Annotated in this window: 17 protein-coding genes and 3 pseudogenes; 10 read left to right on the top strand and 10 right to left on the bottom strand. The window is 60.4% G+C overall.

Annotated elements, in window-relative coordinates; translation table 11 throughout:
- The first annotated feature begins 18 nt into the window (after nt 1–18).
- From OMK73_RS13980 to OMK73_RS39150, 6 genes and pseudogenes are all read left to right on the top strand, one after another.
- A complete protein-coding gene (locus OMK73_RS13980; RefSeq protein WP_267602584.1) occupies nt 19–768 on the top strand; it encodes an SDR family NAD(P)-dependent oxidoreductase in 750 nt (249 codons plus the stop codon).
- Between the two features lie 25 nt (nt 769–793).
- Nucleotides 794–1,678 carry a 3-keto-5-aminohexanoate cleavage protein gene (locus OMK73_RS13975; RefSeq protein WP_267602583.1) on the top strand — a complete coding sequence of 295 codons (885 nt, stop codon included), beginning with the start codon at nt 794–796 and terminating at the stop codon, nt 1,676–1,678.
- 36 nt (nt 1,679–1,714) lie between these two features.
- Nucleotides 1,715–2,704, top strand: coding sequence for a quinone oxidoreductase family protein (locus tag OMK73_RS13970; protein ID WP_420715532.1), 990 nt, complete (start codon nt 1,715–1,717; stop codon nt 2,702–2,704).
- The gene (locus tag OMK73_RS13965; protein WP_267602581.1) at nt 2,701–3,042 is read left to right on the top strand and encodes a cupin domain-containing protein; all 342 of its coding nucleotides are present in this window, start codon (nt 2,701–2,703) and stop codon (nt 3,040–3,042) included. Before OMK73_RS13970 ends, OMK73_RS13965 begins: the two co-directional genes overlap by 4 nt.
- A gap of 322 nt (nt 3,043–3,364) precedes the next feature.
- Nucleotides 3,365–4,423 (top strand): LacI family DNA-binding transcriptional regulator, encoded by a 1,059-nt coding sequence (locus tag OMK73_RS13960; protein WP_267606369.1) that lies wholly within the window; start codon nt 3,365–3,367, stop codon nt 4,421–4,423.
- Nucleotides 4,424–4,537: 114 nt separating this feature from the next.
- Nucleotides 4,538–4,947, top strand: a pseudogene (locus tag OMK73_RS39150) (RidA family protein).
- 96 nt (nt 4,948–5,043) lie between these two features.
- Here the strand turns inward: OMK73_RS39150 and OMK73_RS13945 are convergent.
- The gene (locus tag OMK73_RS13945; RefSeq protein ID WP_267602578.1) at nt 5,044–5,979 is read right to left on the bottom strand and encodes an ABC transporter substrate-binding protein; all 936 of its coding nucleotides are present in this window, start codon (nt 5,977–5,979) and stop codon (nt 5,044–5,046) included.
- 179 nt (nt 5,980–6,158) lie between these two features.
- Here OMK73_RS13945 and OMK73_RS13940 point away from each other — a divergent pair, with 179 nt between their 5' ends.
- Nucleotides 6,159–7,100: a dioxygenase gene (locus OMK73_RS13940; RefSeq protein WP_267602577.1), complete on the top strand. Its 942-nt coding sequence runs from the start codon at nt 6,159–6,161 to the stop codon at nt 7,098–7,100.
- A 214-nt stretch (nt 7,101–7,314) separates the two neighbouring features.
- Nucleotides 7,315–7,764: a gamma carbonic anhydrase family protein gene (locus OMK73_RS13935; RefSeq protein WP_267602576.1), complete on the top strand. Its 450-nt coding sequence runs from the start codon at nt 7,315–7,317 to the stop codon at nt 7,762–7,764.
- Between the two features lie 99 nt (nt 7,765–7,863).
- Here the strand turns inward: OMK73_RS13935 and OMK73_RS13930 are convergent, their stop codons facing one another.
- Nucleotides 7,864–8,952: a porin gene (locus OMK73_RS13930; RefSeq protein WP_267602575.1), complete on the bottom strand. Its 1,089-nt coding sequence runs from the start codon at nt 8,950–8,952 to the stop codon at nt 7,864–7,866.
- 55 nt (nt 8,953–9,007) lie between these two features.
- Between OMK73_RS13930 and OMK73_RS39145 the strand changes: the two are divergent.
- A pseudogene (locus OMK73_RS39145) lies at nt 9,008–9,556 on the top strand (LysR substrate-binding domain-containing protein); the annotation flags it as partial.
- A 42-nt stretch (nt 9,557–9,598) separates the two neighbouring features.
- On the opposite strand, the gene OMK73_RS13925 reads toward OMK73_RS39145, so the two are convergent.
- Together OMK73_RS13925 and OMK73_RS13920 are read right to left on the bottom strand one after the other, a co-directional pair.
- Complete coding sequence (locus OMK73_RS13925; RefSeq protein WP_267602574.1) at nt 9,599–9,976, bottom strand: hypothetical protein; 378 nt, start codon at nt 9,974–9,976, stop codon at nt 9,599–9,601.
- An 85-nt stretch (nt 9,977–10,061) separates the two neighbouring features.
- Nucleotides 10,062–10,967: a LysR substrate-binding domain-containing protein gene (locus OMK73_RS13920; protein WP_267602573.1), complete on the bottom strand. Its 906-nt coding sequence runs from the start codon at nt 10,965–10,967 to the stop codon at nt 10,062–10,064.
- Between the two features lie 149 nt (nt 10,968–11,116).
- Here OMK73_RS13920 and OMK73_RS13915 point away from each other — a divergent pair, with 149 nt between their 5' ends.
- Nucleotides 11,117–11,419, top strand: a complete 303-nt coding sequence (locus tag OMK73_RS13915; RefSeq protein ID WP_267602572.1) for a hypothetical protein — start codon at nt 11,117–11,119, stop codon at nt 11,417–11,419.
- 9 nt (nt 11,420–11,428) lie between these two features.
- Here the strand turns inward: OMK73_RS13915 and OMK73_RS13910 are convergent, their stop codons facing one another.
- The 6 genes and pseudogenes from OMK73_RS13910 to OMK73_RS13885 all read right to left on the bottom strand — a co-directional run bounded on the left by OMK73_RS13910 (nt 11,429) and on the right by OMK73_RS13885 (nt 16,363).
- Nucleotides 11,429–12,202, bottom strand: a complete 774-nt coding sequence (locus OMK73_RS13910) for an MFS transporter (RefSeq protein WP_267602571.1) — start codon at nt 12,200–12,202, stop codon at nt 11,429–11,431.
- 74 nt (nt 12,203–12,276) lie between these two features.
- Nucleotides 12,277–12,756 (bottom strand): annotated as a pseudogene (locus tag OMK73_RS13905) (MFS transporter); the annotation flags it as partial.
- 208 nt (nt 12,757–12,964) lie between these two features.
- Nucleotides 12,965–13,276 (bottom strand): DoxX family protein, encoded by a 312-nt coding sequence (locus tag OMK73_RS13900; RefSeq protein WP_267602570.1) that lies wholly within the window; start codon nt 13,274–13,276, stop codon nt 12,965–12,967.
- Nucleotides 13,273–13,857 carry an amidohydrolase family protein gene (locus OMK73_RS13895; protein WP_267602569.1) on the bottom strand — a complete coding sequence of 195 codons (585 nt, stop codon included), beginning with the start codon at nt 13,855–13,857 and terminating at the stop codon, nt 13,273–13,275. Before OMK73_RS13895 ends, OMK73_RS13900 begins: the two co-directional genes overlap by 4 nt.
- Nucleotides 13,742–14,755 (bottom strand): amidohydrolase family protein, encoded by a 1,014-nt coding sequence (locus OMK73_RS13890; protein ID WP_267602568.1) that lies wholly within the window; start codon nt 14,753–14,755, stop codon nt 13,742–13,744. Before OMK73_RS13890 ends, OMK73_RS13895 begins: the two co-directional genes overlap by 116 nt.
- 99 nt (nt 14,756–14,854) lie before the next feature.
- Entirely contained in the window at nt 14,855–16,363 is a 1,509-nt protein-coding gene (locus OMK73_RS13885) for an aldehyde dehydrogenase family protein (RefSeq protein ID WP_267602567.1), read from the bottom strand.
- Nucleotides 16,364–16,505: the final 142 nt, after the last annotated feature.

The following is a 16,505-nucleotide window of genomic DNA, read 5'->3' as shown; positions in this document are numbered from 1 at the left end:
ACCTTACATCCACCGTATATGACAATGAACTCCTTATCTGGCAGGGTTGCCGTCATCCTTGGCGGCACAGGCGGGATTGGCCTTGCCGCCGGCAATGCACTTGCCATCAATGGTGCGAGCGTGGTGCTGACTGGCCGCAATGCCGACACTGCATCGCATTCGGCCGCGGCACTGCCGGCCGGCAATCATCTCGCGGCGGTTGCCGAGATCGGCGACAGTGCGTCGCTGCGCGCGCTTGCTGATGACGTCCAACACCACTACGGTCGCGTGGACATCCTTGTGAACGCGGCCGGCTTTACGCGTTCCATCCCGCACGCGGACCTCGACGCGCTAAGCGACGAGTTGATTGACGACTTGTTCGCCGTCAACTGGCGCGGCCAGTTTGCCGCCATCCGCGCCTTCGCGCCATATCTGCGCGCACACGGCGACGGGCTCGTGGTGAACGTCGGCTCCATTGCCGGCCGCACTGGCCAGGGCAGCAACGTGGCGTACTGCGCGGCCAAGGCCGGGCTGGATGTCATGGCGGTCTCGCTCGGGCGGGCGCTGGCGCCCCAGATCCGTGTCCTCAACGTCTCCCCGGGCGTCGTGGATACCGCCTTCGTCCCCGGGCGCAGCAGCGACTTCAATGAGCGCGCCGCGAACTCCACGCCACTGAAGCGTATTGGGCAGGTACAGGACGTGGCCGACGCCATTGTTGCCTGCGCAACTTCACTGTGTTTCGCCACAGGTACCACCATCGTTGTCGATGGCGGCCGTCAGCTCGGCTGAATCGTAATACTTCCCCTGACCGACCATGCACGCACGCAAGACCATCATTACCTGCGCCGTCACCGGCAATATCGTCACCCCCGAGCAGCATCCCGGGCTGCCTGTTACCCCGGAGCAAATCGCCGACGCGGCACTGGAAGCGGCCGAAGCCGGTGCTGCTGCCGCGCATATCCACGTACGCGACCCCGAGACCGGTTGCCCCTCGATGTCGCTTGACTACTACGCTGACGTCATCGACCGCATCCGCCAGCGCAACCGCACGCTCATCATTAACCTGACGACAGGCCCGGGCGGCCGCTTCGTGCCGAGCGAGGATGATCCCCGTGTAGCGGCAGCGGGAACGACCTTGCTGCATCCGCTGAAGCGCGTCGAACACATCACGGCACTACGTCCGGACGTGTGTTCCCTCGACCTGAACACCATGAACTCGGGTGCCGACGTGGTGATGAATACGCCGGCCAACGTTCGCAAGATGGCCGCTGCGATTCGTGCTGCCGGCGTCATGCCCGAGCTTGAGATCTTCGATTCCGGAGACCTCAACATGGCACTCGACTTCATGCGCGAAGGCGTGCTGGACGGCCCCGGTCTTTGGACCTTCGTCCTCGGCGTCAAGTACGGCTTCGCGCCCACGCCGGAAACCATCTTCTACGCGCGCAATATGCTGCCTGCTGGCGCGCACTGGTCGGCCTTCGGCATCGGCCGCACGGAGTTTCCCGTCGTGGCTCAAGCATGGCTGGCCGGCGGTCATGTCCGGGTTGGACTTGAAGACAATATCTATCTCGACAAAGGCGTGCTTGCGCCGAACAACGCAGCGCTGGTCACCAAAGCGGCCAATATCGTGCGCTCGCTTGGCGCAGACATCGCCTCGGCCGCCGAGGCGCGACGCGCCCTCGGCCTGCGCGAAGCCTGAAACGATCCACCCAACTCATCGCAACCCAAACAGACAATGAGAGATAACGTGAACGCTATCCGTATCACCGAGAAAGCCTCGGACATCGACTCCCTTAGCCTCCAACTGGCAGGCGTGGCCCGCCCCACAGCCGGCATCGGCCAGTGCGTGATTGAAGTGGTGAGCGCCGGCGTGAATCCGAGCGACGTCAAGGCAACCCTAGGTCTGATGCCGCATGCGGTGTGGCCGCGCACACCGGGCCGTGACTATGCCGGCGTCGTCGTGGACGGCCCGAGCGACATGGTCGGCCTGGAGGTCTGGGGTAGCGGCGGCGAACTAGGCATTCGCCGCGACGGCACTCACGGCCGATATCTAACCATCGATGCGCAATCAGTGCGGGCCAAGCCCGCAGCCCTGTCGCTGCTGGAAGCAGGCGCCGTGGGCGTACCCTTCATCACCGCTTATGAGGGTCTGCGTCGCGCTGGAATGCCTTCGGCCGGCGACGTCGTGCTGGTCTGCGGTGGCAACGGCAAAGTCGGCCAGGCCACGATTCAGATTGCCACCGCCCTAGGCGCCCGCGTTTTCGCCATTGAGCGCACGGCCGAGGCGTACCGAGGCCACGCCAATGGCCCCGTGCGCATGATTGATGCCAGCAGCGAAGCCATTGCCGCGGTGGTGCGCGGCGAAACGGATGGCCACGGTGCCGACATCGTCTACAACACCGTAGGTAGCCCGTATTTCGAGCAGGCCAATCAGGCCATGGCCATTGGTGCCAAGCAAATCTTCATCTCGACCATCGAGAAGGCGGTGCCCTTCGACATTTTTGCGTTCTACCGTGGTCAGCACACTTACGTCGGCGTCGATACACTGGCGCTTGACAGTGCCGCCTGTGCGCGCATTCTCGATGAATTGGCCCCGATGTTCGCTCAGGGAAAGCTTCAGCCCTTCCCCGTACTGCCGACCTACACCTACGGCCTCGAGCGGGCCGACCAGGCCTATCGGGCGGTGCTGCAGGGCGCAACCGAGCGCGTGGTGCTAAAGCCATGAACACCACACGTTTTGACGAAGCGCCGGTTTACTTTCCGCCTAATCATCATGGCATGCATTGCCTGCGTCTGCAGGGGCACGAGGCGGGGCCGTCCGAAGCACTGTGGCTGGGCGTTTCCGTCCTGCTGCCAGGCGGACAGACTTCCATGGATGCCTCGCCGGTGGAAAAACACTACGTGGTGCTCGAAGGCCGGGTCTGCATCCACACACCGGAAGAATCCGTGCAGCTTGACCAGTTCGACTCCGTGCGGCTGGCACCCAACGAGGCGCGCCAAGTGTCGAATCCGCACAATAGACCGGCCCTGCTGCTACTGGCTATGCCATACCAGAAACCTTGAGCGTCGAGCCGGGCCGTGCAACATCCTGCGTGGCCCCGGTATGCCACTGAAATCGCGGGCAGAGACCCGCAGGCTGATTCGCAAATTGACTTTTGAAGTATCCGAAGTGAGGAGGACACCAATGATTCAAATCACCCGAGCGTTGTCGGCTCCCGATGTGCGCGAGCGTCTGGCAACGGAAGGCGCCGAACCAAAGCCCTCTACCCTCAGGAATTCCGCACCTATATCCAGGCGCAAATCAGCAAGCTGGCGCCTGTGGTGCGGCAGTCTGGCGCGACAAGCGGGCAGTAGGCAAAACACCACGCCACGACAAGCCTTCTCCATGTCCGAGCGCAAGCGTGTCACGCTTAAAGACCTCGCGGCCGAGATCGAGGTCCACTACTCCACCGTTTCCCGCGTGATGAATCCGGCCACGCGGCACCTTGTGGCGCAGGACGTCGTGGCACGCGTCCTGGAGGTGGCCCACGCATGGGGTTTCCGCCCCAACCGCATTGCCGCGGGCTTGCGTACGCAGCGCTCTGGCCTGGTCGGCGTTGTACTGCCCGACCTCGCAAATCCAGTGTTTCCGCCCATCCTGGCTGGAATCGAGGCGATGCTGGCCCTCCACGGCTATGTCCCGATCGTCATCAATGCAGGTTCGGACAAGAGCCGCCGGCGCTTCGTGATAGACCAGATTGTTGCGCGCCAGGTGGAAGGTTTGATCCTGGCGACTGCCGAGCGAGACGACCCGCTGCTCGATTACTGCCTCGCCCGGCATGTCCCGGTGGTCCTGGTCAACCGGGGGCAGGACACCGGCTGTGCATCCTGCGTGGTCAACGACAACCAGCTCGCCATGCGCATGACAGTGGACCACCTGGTAGCGCTCGGCCATCGGCGTATTGGCCATATCGCCGGCCCAGAAGTCTTGTCCACCGGGCATTTGCGGCGCGAGGGCTTCGAGCACGCTGTGCGGCGCCATCGGCTGCGGCGAGACGCATGGTGCGTCGTCGAGGCGACCAGCTACTCCCGTCAGGCCGGCCAAGAAGCCTGTGCCCGGTTGTTCGGAGCCCTCCCAGGGCTGACCGCCATCGCGGCCAGCAACGATCTGGTTGCGATGGGCTGCTATGACTACTTGCGTGCCACCGATATACGCTGTCCGGAAGATGTCTCGCTGGTCGGCCACAATGACATGCCTTTCGTCGACGCACTCGTCCCGCCGCTGACCACGATCCGAATGGCCGTGCATGACATGGGCGAACAGGCGTCAGCCCTACTGCTTCGCCAGATCGAATCGCCACGTAGCAAAGCGGTGACGGTAAAACTGATGCCGAAGTTGATCGTTCGTGGCTCGACGGCACCACCGACCTGCATCGCCCCTCCCCGACACGGCAAAATCGTTTAGTCAGTCCGAACGTGAGCTTTGACAACTTGGTCCTCTTACACTAATCTGCAATCGATTGCACAAGACACTTACCAACCTTCAATTTTCACCCACTCAGCGAAAGCGAGGTTTCACATGGCAAATGAGCAGCAACACAAGCAAGTCCGCCGCTATATCAAGCGCGATGCCACGCAACAGCGGGCGTACTCCCCCGCAGTCATCACGCAAGGCGGCACGATCGTCTGGCTGGCAGGCCAAACCGTGGTCGAGGACGGACAGGGTAAATCCCTCGCCGGAAACTTCGACGGACAAGCGCGTGAGGTATTTCGTCGGATTTCCGAAACCCTCGAAGAGGCGGGGGAACGCTCGCGGACATTGTCACGATGACGGTATCGATCACCGACGGGCGTTATGGCGATCAGTTCACCAAGATCCGCAAAGAAGTGTTCGGCGACAACTTTCCTGCGAGTGCGCTGATCACCGTCACTGGCCTGGCAAAGCCGGAGATGCTGGTTGAAGTGCAGGCCATTGCAGTCGTCGACTGAGCGACTGAGCAAATCCGCGCATAGCGCGGTTGCCACGTCACCGGGCGAGGATGCCAATGCATCCTCGCCCGTATTGCTTTGGCGGTACCCCGTCGGCTAGCGCGACCAGCCGGTTGCTTCCTGTGCCAGTCGAAGGTATTGCCGGTCCACGCAATCCACAAATGGCCGAGTCGTCGGCACCAATGCATGGCTGTCTCGAATACGCGAGACAAGAGCGAGTCCCGCGTCCGGAATTTCCATATCTCGGATGAGTCCGTGTGCCGGGTCCACCAGGTCATCGAGCACGGCGCGCGCGTCGTCGCGCGTGAGCTGGGCAAACTCTGTCCGCAGGATTTCGACGATCGCATTGGCGTTACTCGCGTCGAAGATCCAGTTCAACGCCTCCCGATACGCCAGTAAGAATCCGACAAGTTGCTCCCGGTTTCGGGATGCCCAAGACTGCAGGACCGCACCCACCGTTCCCAGGTAGTCCGCGAATAGCGAGTTGCCGCTCACCAGGACATTGCATCCCTGGCGTTCCGCCAGGCGCTCGAAAGGGGTGCGCACCAATGTCCCGTCGTGCTTGCCGGCGACCAGCGCACGATACCGGTTGCCCGTGCCGCCCGCTGCATCAAATGCCACATCGGTCGACGCGATGCCGTTCGCGACAAGGATTTCCCGCAGCAGGAACGCAAAGCCGGTGGTCAGCGCGTCCACCGAAAGCGTTTTGCCTCGCAGTTGCGAAACAGCAGTGATCTCTGGCTGCGACATCAACGACAGAAATCCATGATCGCCTCCCATGAATGCCACCAGGTCAGGCGCGCTGCCGTTTGCCGTTTCGCCATGCCCGCTCCGATACGCCAGGACGTTGTCCACGCTCGTCAAGGCGACTTGTGCCGTGCCCGAAGTCAGGCGGTTGACCATCTCGACCGATCCCTTGACGTACTCCAGGCTGACTTCCAGCCCGTGCTTTTCGAAGTGCCGTTGCCGATGCCCTACCCAGATCGGAAGGTTGAAGGCGCCTTCGAAGCCGAGGACGGTTATCCTGTTCATGTAATCTCCTCCAAGTTTAAAGCAATCGATTGCATAGTAGTTCCGCGGCGCCGTTGGCGTCAAGGTGCGGCTGCGGATTACCTGTTGTGCGCATGAGGGTTACGGGCGACGCTGCATTCGAAACACACGTATCCCAGCCTTCAACATTGACTTTGACAACTGCGCTTTTAGGAGCTAGCATGCAAACGATTGCAAGGAGAAATGTAATGACGAAATCTGTGCAGCAAGGCAGCATTGTCAGTGATGCCGCGTCGGTAACGGACGTCGTGCTTGCCGCAATGAGCCGGACCGAAAACCCGCGTCTCAAGGAGATCCTGAATGCACTGGTCGAGCACGGCCATGCATTCCTGAATCAGGTAAAGCTGAGCGATGATGAGTATGAACAGGGGCTGGATTTCCTGCGAAAGGTTGGTCTGACTTGCACCGACTCCCACAACGAAGTTGTGCTCCTGGCGGATGTACTTGGCTACTCCACAGTGGTCAAGGTGCTGAACAACTCCATGCATGAAGATCGTACTGGCGGAGCGTTGCTTGGGCCCTTCTTTCGTGAGGGCTCACCGCACTATGAACTCGGCGCATCGATCGTCCAGGACGATACGACGGCAACACCGATCTTTGTCAGTGGGCGAGTTCTCAATACACGCCGAGAACCGATCCAGAGTGCGAGGGTGGACGTGTGGCAGGCCTCGCCTGTCGGCCTCTATGAGAATCAGGATCCGGGCCAACCGGAGATGAACCTGAGAGGCCATTTCTTTACGGATGCGAACGGCGACTTCCACTTCCGAAGCCTGAGGCCAGCCGGTTACCCGGTACCCACGCACGGCCCCGTCGGAGACCTGCTCCGTATCCAGCATCGCCACCCATACCGCCCGGCACACCTGCATTTCGTCGTTTTCGCGGAAGGTCACGACACGCTGATCTCGCAGATCTTTGCCGATGATGCCGAGTACCTGGACTCGGATGTCACGTTCGGTGTCACGCCAGATCTGATCGGCAAGTTCGAGCGGCATGAGGCAAGATCCGGCCCTCGTTCCGGGCAGCAGGCGCCGTACTACACCCTGCATTGCGAATTCGTGCTAGCGGAAGGCACTCCGACACGCCCGGTGCCGCCGATCAAATAGGCAACCGCACGCGGCGGGGCACAGACTCAATCGGGGCATGATGCCCCGCTCATAAGCAGACTTTTCAACGCCCGCTCTTTCGCTGCGGGCAACTGCGCGCAAGCGCGCCAACGCTCAGAGCTGACAAGTTGAATACCCTACACCCCCCTCGCCTCTCCTGCCTGTCATCGATCGAAGCGCCTTTGTTGCCCAGGGAACGCAAATCATCGGGGACGTGACCATCGGGACTCAGTCGTCCATCTGGTTCAACTGCGTCCTGCGCGGGGACGTGCAGCAGATCTCCATCGGCCATCGGACCAATATTCAGGATGGCACGATTATCCACGGCACCACCAACGGACTGCCATGCATTGTTGGCGATGACGTCACCGTCGGCCACGGGGCAATCCTGCATGCTTGCACGCTCGAAGACAACGCCTTCGTCGGCTTCGGCGCGCGCGTCCTGGATGGCGCCATCGTCCAGTCAGGAGGCATGCTAGCTGCGGGCGCGGTACTGTCTCCGCGCAAGGTGGTCGGTTCTGGAGAATTATGGGCGGGAAATCCTGCTCGTCTCCTTCGATCGCTTACAGACGGGGAACGGGAGGGCCTGAATGCGACCGCCGTACGCTACGTCGAACTCGCCCAGCGTTACTTGAATAATCAGTTTGCCGTCATGACGTTCTAACGACGCACAAGCAAGCTGATTGACGCGAACACGGCCAATCCTCGTTGCATCCAGGTTTCCCCGCTCTGGCAACGCCATGGAAGCGGGGAAACCTGCCCGTCAGAATGTGTGTTTTACGCCCATCATTGCGCCAAACTGATTGCCTCCCGGCTTCGGCGCGGCACTGCTTGTATCACCACTGCTGACCGACAACGCGAGATTGCCACGATTATCGATAAAGCCGGCAGTCAGATACACCGCGGTGCGTTTGGAGAACGAGTAGGTTCCGCGAATCGCCTCGAGCCAGGCCTTGTTCGGACTGTTGTTGAAGCGCAGGAAATACACCTCGCCGGCCAGGTTGAATGCTGGCGTGATGTCGTAGGAAACCCCACCGTAGTAGAGCTGGCTATGCGGCGTGGCGCTGCCTTCGTTGTTGCGAATCGTACCCCCGACACCGATCTTCATGTTGGACAGCGCCATATAGCCACCAAAGATCCAGCGATCGTCCTTCCGGCTGCTGCTGGTCAGGCCGCCAGTGGCGCCCGCGCCGCCACGCATCGATTCATATGCCGTGGAAACGCCCCAAGTGTTCGCGTCATACGCCAGCATCGCCGACCAATCGCGGCACGCGGTCTTGTCGGCCGGATTCTCGCCGGCGCAATTGGCCCCGGCTGGCGCATTGACTGTGTCACGACCCAGGCTATAGGTGCTGCCGATCGTCACCCCACCGAACTTTCCCTTGTACCCGATAACGTTGTCGGCTCGGGGATTGGCGCGAAAGCTATCCAGGGCGTTTCCGCCATAGATGTTTGACGTCAGGATATCGGAGTCAAGGGTCGACCAGAACTGCATCGTAAATTGCCGCCCGAAGGTGAGCTGCCCCCAACGCTCATCGCTAAGCCCTACGAATGCCTGGCGGCCGAACAATCGGCCACCTTGCCCCGAAGTACCCGCGTCAGGTGCGAAACCGGATTCGAGCACGAATACACTCTTGAGTCCGCCCCCGAGATCCTCCGTGCCACGCAGGCCCCAGCGCGACGGTACGGTGCCGGTCAGATTCGGCATGCGCGCGACGCCGTTGCCGGCCGCGCCGATATGATTGACATACTCCACGCCCGTGTCGATCAGGCCGTACAGCGTGACCGACTGTGCAGCGGCAACGGCCGGGACCGTCGCCAGCGCGGCGGCTACCCACTTGCATGCTTTCATTTGATTTCTCCTCTGCCATGCCGCTCCATCGCCTGCATGGCTCTCCTTCTTTGTCATGGGAGATTTCATTCTACAAACGATTGCATTGCTTATACAATCGTTTGCACACTCGAGATCTACCCTATCGTCAGGGAGCAACAGTTGGAGCAATCGGGCCCTGGCGGGCGCCAAGGCGTCATCGTTGAAAACAAGTCACAACGCTGAACCAATGGGCGAAGACATTGATGTCGTCATCCGTACAGGCACGTTGAAAGATAGCGGGCTCGCGGCACGGCGGTTGGCAGCCGTGGCCTTGAAGTTGGTTGCAGCACCATCCTATCTCCAGGCCAATGGCACGCCGGAAATACCGGCAGACCTGGCCCGGCACAAGTTACTGGACTGCGGCGCGAGCAAAATAGAATGGCGCATGCATAAGGGCGCGGAAGTGGAGACTGTCCACGGCGACATGCTTTTCTCCGCTAACGATACTGGTACCGTCCGCACCGTAGTACTGAGTGGCGCCGGCATCGGTTGCCTTCCCGACTATCTTTGTCGGGCCGATCTCGAATCAGGCGCGCTGGTGCACGTGCTACCGCAGTGGAGCCGCGGCAACCACGACATTCATGCCGTGTTCCCTCAGCATAGGACGGTATCCCCCAAGGTTCGCTCATTCATCGATTTCGTATGCCAGCGGATCGAGCGCACTACCGCCTTCGGTTACCCGAGGTTGCCGACCGATCTCCCCTTCGAGTCGCGCCAGCGAGGGTGCGGTCGGTTGCAAAGGCCCACGGCCGCCATGACTGCCCTGCGATTCCACTACCGTAGCACCGGCACGTTTGGACATCGCGCGCTGCACGTCAGGCGGAATCATCTTGTCGTCCTTCTCAACCGGATACCAGCTCGGCTTCTGCCGCCACGCTGCCGATGTGATTTCACCCGTCCAAGCGTCGACGCCCCACGGTACCTGCGCATTCGCGAGGAAGGAAGCCCGGTCGGCCTTCACGTCACCCGCGAAAGATGCGGCGAACTTCGTCTTGTCGAGCATTGGAAAGCCATTGGCGGACGGCACGATGGGAGGTGCTGGCTGACCGCCATTGCGCAATTGCGCCGGATCCTCGGTTGGACACAACTCATTGAACGGCTGCGGGCACGTACGCCGACAGAAACTCGCTGAACGCACGCACGGAAGGAAGCAGACCACGGCGCGAAGGCATCAGCAAGCTCAATGTGGCGACTCCCGCGGTCCACTGAGGCAAGACACGAACCAGATGCCCCCGCTCGACCTCGCCGCGCCCTGCATAACCGGGAAGTGCAACGATACCCAGGCCTGCGCAAGCGGCCGCCTTCAGCGTCACCATGTCGTCGCTCAGAAGGCTCGGCGTGAAGGGAACGGCAACAGTATCGGGATCACATACTCGGCTTAGCCGCCACGAGTGGCTTTCCTGGGCACCGCCGAGCGCAACTCCGTGATGCCCACAGAGTTCATTTGGCTCACCGGGCATGCCCTTGCGCGCGAGATATCCTGGGTCTGCGAACAAATACCAGGGAATGTGAGCCAAGTGACGCTGGACTAGCGACGAACTGGGTAGCGGCTCGGCATGTGCGCGCACGCAGATGTCGAAGTTCTCCTGCACTGGATCTACCTGGCGATTCGTCGCGTGCTGCACAACGCGTACGTGCGGATAGGTCGCAATGAACTGCGGCATAAGTTCGGCCAGAGCCAACTGGGCGAAGGCGACCGAACAAGTGAATCGAATGGTGCCACTCGGCTCGGCCATGCGATACCGCACGACGCTTTCCGCCGCCTCGGCCTCAATCAGCATGGCAAGGGCGTGACGATGAAACTCGGCGCCAATTTCGGTCACAACAAACTTCCGCGACGTTCGCTGGATCAGGCGCGCGCCCAGCGACGCCTCCAGCGCAAGGATGCGCCGGCTGATGCTGGATTTTGGCTTGTCGAGTGCCAGCGCCGCAGCCGTGATACCGCGGTGCTCGACCACCTTGGCGTAGTAGTAGACGTCGTTCAGATCGAGCATCGCTGGACCCAGGTGCTTGATGGTAGCGGCGCGACGCGCCGGCGGATTGTCCCACTTGATGGACGATTGTTTCCCTTTGGCCGGATTTCTATCGGTTTGTCTCAACACTAGATTTCGTTCCACCCCGATACGCGATCCAGGAGCCAAAAATGAACCGCCGCCAGTTTTTGAACCAGTCCAACACCGCAATCGCTGTTACTGCGATCGGCGCCAGTGGCGCCGCTACCGCGGCAGCACCCACGTCCCAGTCCCCTCAGGAACCCCTCACCATGAACTCGCCCCACCTGTATGACCGCCTGGCCCACGACAACGCCGTCCTGCTGCTGGTTGACCATCAGGTCGGCCTCTACACTGGCGTACGAGACATCGAAACGCTCGAACTTTCCTGCGGTAGGCTGACGGCAGCGACGATTTCCGGCCATCGATGCCCCTGCCCGTCGCGTCTCCGATGAAACAGGTATTCATGCTTCGGATGCCGACTCATGACCTGAAGCGCCTTCTCGCGTCGATGGCGGCAATGGCCGTTGCGCATGGCGACGGCGAAAGATCCCCAGGCTATAGACGCTGACTGACGCCACCGCAATTGGCACCGCGACGACCACAAACATCAGAGTTGGCGCCCAGTGGGCTGCCAGCATTGCGCCGCCCACCATCGAACCCACAATCGAGCCCACGCGCCCCATGCCCAGCGTCCACGCCACACCGGTGGCGCGCGAAACGGTGGGATAGAAGCCTGCCGACAGGATACTCGTGCCGGTCATGGCGCCGCCGGTGCCAACGCCCGTGATCAGCAGCGCAACCACGGCAATGGCCGGCACGCCTGCCAGATGGCCGAGCGAAGCAAGACTAATGGCGGCGCACAGGAACGCGCTTGCCACGACATACTGCGGGTTCATCCGGTCCATCAGGAAGCCCAGCAGGACCGCACCAAGCGCATTGCCGGTCAGGTAGAGCGCGGTCATCCGCGACGCCTGGCTGAACGGCACACCGGCCTCCTGAACGAGCATGGTCAACCAGTTGCCCAGAAAGTAGACAACGAGCAATGCCATGAATGCCGTGACCCACAGGAGCAGCGTTCCGCCCCGAAGGCTCGGATGCAGCAGTTGGGAAACCGGGAACCCCTTGGCGGCATCCTCGTCAAGAACGAGTGCCCTTTCCCTCGGAACGGCCGGATCGATGTGTTTGACAATCGCATGAGCCTCGTCCTGGCGGCCTTTCGCAACCAGGTAACGCACCGATTCGGGTAGCCCCCCCAAAGGATGAGGGCGACGAGCATCGGCAATGCGCCGCCGAGGACCAGCATGGACTGCCAGCCAAAAGCGCTGATCATATGCGGCGCAATCAAGCCACCCAGCACCCCACCCGCCGAGATTCCGCAGCCTAGCGGCGCCACGAGCGTCGATCGCAAACGATCGGGGCAGTACTCCACGGCCAGTGTGTAGGCGTTGGGCATCGCACCGCCGAGTCCCAATCCGGTGAGGAACCGAAGGACAATCAGTATTTCGAGCGAAGGCGCCCACGCCGATACCAAGCTCAGAAGCCCGAACATGACGACGGTTGTCAACAGCACCGCCTTTCTTCCGAAGCGGTCGGCCAAAGGTCCGAATAGAAATGACCCCACCGCCAAACCAAAGAAGCCGGCGCCAAACACGGGGGCGAGTTGCGCCGGACTTGCTCCAAAGTGGGACTTAAGCGAGGGGCCAATAAATCCGAGAACGACCGTGTCGTATCCGTCTGTCACCAGGACGAGAAAACACAGGACCAGTGTCCGGATCTGGAACCGCGACATCGGTCGTTCGTTGATCAATGTTCTGACGTTAATGGGTCGGAAGAGCATCGCAAATTCCTGTTGCAACGGGGTGTTTCTGACAATAACAACTTCATCAGGGAGCGGATGATGTCATCATATATGCAATCGATTGCATAAGATGATGAGGGTTTACCACCGCCGACATATTTTCATGACGAGTTCGGCGTCGCCTTGGCGCTCGAAGACATCAAGCGTGGGGTTGCTGGAGAACTGCCGCCAGAAGGAGGAACAACACAAACGGATACTGCATTCGCATCCATTCTCTCGATCTGGTGAACGACATCAAAATTCCCAGCGTGACGACCAGCAGAATGGATGCCCCTATCCACTCTGCTCCGGTGATGCAAAGCAAAATCACTCCGCCGAGTTCGACGGCCGAAATTGCTACTCTGAACCAATCCGGGTAACCCCATTTGGCGAACTCGGCGCGGATGGCCTTTGGACCTGCCAGGTTGACGACCGCAGCCGAGAGGAAGGCGAAGGCGAGAATGAATTTCACGTATGCCATGACGCTGAAATCGCTGGTGTCCGGTTAGGCCGAGGTACGCGGGGAAAAAGTGGAGGACTTTTCTCCAACCAGGTGACATTCAGCCTGGATGCAAGCCCGGCCTTCGTGATGATCTCCGCCGCGAGCCGTTCGACGTTGCGCAGCACTTCCTTGCGCTCCCTGAACTTCGTGAACTCCCCTTCGCGATAGACGATATCGCCATTGACCACGACATACTTTGCATCCGTTCCCTTACCGGCACCGAGAAATGCGGATAGTGGGCGTTGAAGTGATCCGACGTGAGGGCCGCGCATGTCGAAGACCGCGATATCGGCCACCTTTCCCGCGTCGAGCGAACCCAGTTCGTCTGCGACGCCGAGGACACGTGCACCGTTGATGGTTGCCATTTCCAATGCACGCTCAAACGGCATGCGTGTCGGGTCCAGATGACGCTGGTGTTGAAAAAGCACGCATGCCTTAACCTGTTCGAGCATGTCGTTCGTGTAATCGACCATGGCGCCATCGGTGCCAAGAGCCGTCGCCACCCCCGCCCGCAGCGCATTTGCCGCGGGCGCAATGCCGCCACCGCGCATTGCTTCGCTGGTGGGTGTGTAGTACGAGGCCGGCACCCACATGCGCCATGTGCTCGAGATCCAGCTCGGTGCAGTGGATGCCATGAATCAACATCCATTGCTCGTCCAGGACACCAAGCTGCATGAGGTAGCGCACGTCCGTACGGCCGGTTTCACGCAGATGCTTCAGGAACCCCTTTTCCGTGGAGAACGTACCTGCCGCAATGTGGCTGCTGATGCGAACGTTCAGCTTTCGCGCCAGTTCCGTGCCCCGAATGATGAGCTCTTCCGTGCTCATGCCAGATGAAGTCCAATGGGCATTGGCCTCGATGACCATGCCCATGCGGATCAAACCATCCTGCTTGCCATCCCAGCGACGGATATCTTCTTCAGCAGCAGCCAACGACTCATCCAGCGAAAGCGGATGGTCGAGGAACCGGCTGTTACGGCATCGCAGTTCCTTGCCAAAGAATTGACGGATACCGACTTCGGCCTGGGATTCGACGCTCGCTTTGACGATCGCGTCGTTGCTTACCGATACGGAGTGGTTGAATGAAGTCGTCGTGCCAGTGGCGAGCATCTCGAGGGCGCATTGGTAGCCACTGAGCCGCATCGCGTCTTCTGACAGATGTCGGACGAGCGGAAAGACCAGGTCGCTGATCCAGTCCTCGAGCAGCAGTCCGTCCGCGATCCCTTTGAACATCGAATACCACGGATGCTGATGCAGATTGATAAGGCCAGGAATGACCAGGCAGCCGCTGGCATCGATGATTTCGTCAAACTCGCCGGTCGGCGTATTTTCTTTTGCGTAGACGCCAGCTATTCGCTTGCCTTCGATCGCAACCGCGCCACGCTCGAAAACTTCGCGCCTTCCGTTAACGGTTACGACGTACCCATTCTGAATGAGAATCTTCTTCATTGGTGTGTTCCGTGGTGTATTTGTCCGGACACCGGTGTCGCGTTTGTCTCCAGGAGCGACCCCGGCATTCAATACATCAGTCATCCGCTGGCAGGCGGCTTAGTCTTTAGGCGGCCACGTCGGAATCGGCGTCTTGCCGGACGGGAAACGAACATTCTTGGAGCGTACAAACTCCTTTAGCGTTTCGGTCGCGTTTTCACGACCATACCCGCTTCCTTTCACGCCGCCGAATGGCGATCCAAGGAAAGCCCTGCGCATGTAGTTGTTAACGAAGATCATGCCGGCTTCGAGGCGACGCGCGAGCTTCCATGCACGATCCTCGTCTGTCGTAACAATCGCGGCGGTCAGCCCATAGGCCGTACCATTTGCAATGTCGATGGCTTCATCCTCGGTCTTGAAGCGCATCAGGCATGCAACAGGCCCAAAGATCTCTTCCTGGGCGACCGTCATCGTCGGCACGATATCGCCAAGGACGGTGGGTGGAACCCAGTAGCCGTGCTCATACTGTGAATCGGTCGGCAACGTACCTTGCGTGACGAGCCGTGCGCCTTCGCGCAGGGCAATATCGATATACCCCATCACGCGATCGCGCTGCTTGCCGTCGACCATTGGACCGATGTCCGTCCTCGCATCCAGTCCGTTGCCGACAACGAGTTTCTCGGTGGCCCGAGCAAACTTGGTCTCGAACTCCGCGTATCGGGATTCATGGACGAGAATGCGCGCCGTCGACGTGCACGCTTCGCCTTGATTGTAGAACATGCCCTCGAGCGCGACATTCAGGGCCACCTCCATGTCCGCATCCTCCAGAATGAGGAGCGCATTCTTGCCACCAAGCTCCATGGTCGCGTAAGTGATGTTCTCCGCCGCGCTATGCAGAACGCGGCGGCCCGTTGCGGTTGCACCTGTAAAGCTGATGCGCTCCACCTTGGGATGCGACGCCAGAGCGGGCCCGGCCTTGATGCCTGGAACGACGTTTAGCACGCCTGGGGGCAGCACTTGATTGGCCAGTTCGACCAGTCGCATCACGGTGAGTGGCGCCTGTTCACCCGGCTTCACGACGACGGTATTTCCCGCAGCCAGTGCCGGTGCAGACTTCTTCGCAAAGTGAATCGGTGGCCAATTGAACGGAAGGATGGCTGCGACCACGCCATACGGTTCAAATAGTACGCGCGCTTCAATCGCACCCTGGTCAAGGATTTCGCCATGGAGCGTATCGGCCAGGCCCGCGAAATAGTCGAAACAGGCATGGCAATAAGAGACATCAAAGCGGAGTGCATCGCGCTTTGGCTTGCCGACTTCGCGTGCCTCGAGTTCGGCAAGTTCGTCAGCGTGCTCGCGAATTTTCGAAGCAACCTGGTGCAACAACTGCGCGCGCTCGCGCGGCGAACGCCGGCGCCAGTCATTTTCGTAAGCTTGTCGCGAATCCGCCACCACGCGACCTACGAGCGCTTCGTCCGCGGACACCACGCGGCCCAGTGGCTTGGCAGTCGCTGCTTCCTCGACTATGAAGAACTCCTGGTCACCGCCAGCCTCGACGACGTTGCCGCCAAGAATGGCTCCCCAGTACGGGCGATTCAGGTTCGATCTGTCTTGCGTAGCTTCGGCCATGTGGCACACTCCTTACAATCGATTGCATATTTTGATGATGGGATCTCCAGCGAGGGCAAGCAGTCATGTGAAGTCTGCACTGGGCTATCGCTTTCGATTCCTAATCTAATGCAATCGATTGCAGAAAGCAAGAAGAAACGAG

The organism is Cupriavidus sp. D39 (assembly GCF_026627925.1).
GTDB lineage: Bacteria > Pseudomonadota > Gammaproteobacteria > Burkholderiales > Burkholderiaceae > Cupriavidus > Cupriavidus ulmosensis.
Note: the sequence above shows the minus strand (reverse complement) of the source record. Positions and strands in the feature narration are given on the sequence as shown.

Coding starts and splice junctions, on each gene's coding strand:
- OMK73_RS13945 (WP_267602578.1), bottom strand. CDS start 5,979: ATGAACAGGATAACCGTCCTCGGCTTCGAAGGCGCCTTCAACCTTCCG.
- OMK73_RS13890 (WP_267602568.1), bottom strand. CDS start 14,755: ATGAAGAAGATTCTCATTCAGAATGGGTACGTCGTAACCGTTAACGGA.
- OMK73_RS13980 (WP_267602584.1), top strand. CDS start 19: ATGACAATGAACTCCTTATCTGGCAGGGTTGCCGTCATCCTTGGCGGC.
- OMK73_RS13895 (WP_267602569.1), bottom strand. CDS start 13,857: ATGCGCGGTGGCGGCATTGCGCCCGCGGCAAATGCGCTGCGGGCGGGG.
- OMK73_RS13915 (WP_267602572.1), top strand. CDS start 11,117: ATGAACCGCCGCCAGTTTTTGAACCAGTCCAACACCGCAATCGCTGTT.
- OMK73_RS13975 (WP_267602583.1), top strand. CDS start 794: ATGCACGCACGCAAGACCATCATTACCTGCGCCGTCACCGGCAATATC.
- OMK73_RS13920 (WP_267602573.1), bottom strand. CDS start 10,967: ATGCTCGATCTGAACGACGTCTACTACTACGCCAAGGTGGTCGAGCAC.
- OMK73_RS13970 (WP_420715532.1), top strand. CDS start 1,715: ATGAGAGATAACGTGAACGCTATCCGTATCACCGAGAAAGCCTCGGAC.
- OMK73_RS13925 (WP_267602574.1), bottom strand. CDS start 9,976: ATGCTCGACAAGACGAAGTTCGCCGCATCTTTCGCGGGTGACGTGAAG.
- OMK73_RS13885 (WP_267602567.1), bottom strand. CDS start 16,363: ATGGCCGAAGCTACGCAAGACAGATCGAACCTGAATCGCCCGTACTGG.
- OMK73_RS13960 (WP_267606369.1), top strand. CDS start 3,365: ATGTCCGAGCGCAAGCGTGTCACGCTTAAAGACCTCGCGGCCGAGATC.
- OMK73_RS13930 (WP_267602575.1), bottom strand. CDS start 8,952: ATGAAAGCATGCAAGTGGGTAGCCGCCGCGCTGGCGACGGTCCCGGCC.
- OMK73_RS13965 (WP_267602581.1), top strand. CDS start 2,701: ATGAACACCACACGTTTTGACGAAGCGCCGGTTTACTTTCCGCCTAAT.
- OMK73_RS13940 (WP_267602577.1), top strand. CDS start 6,159: ATGCAAACGATTGCAAGGAGAAATGTAATGACGAAATCTGTGCAGCAA.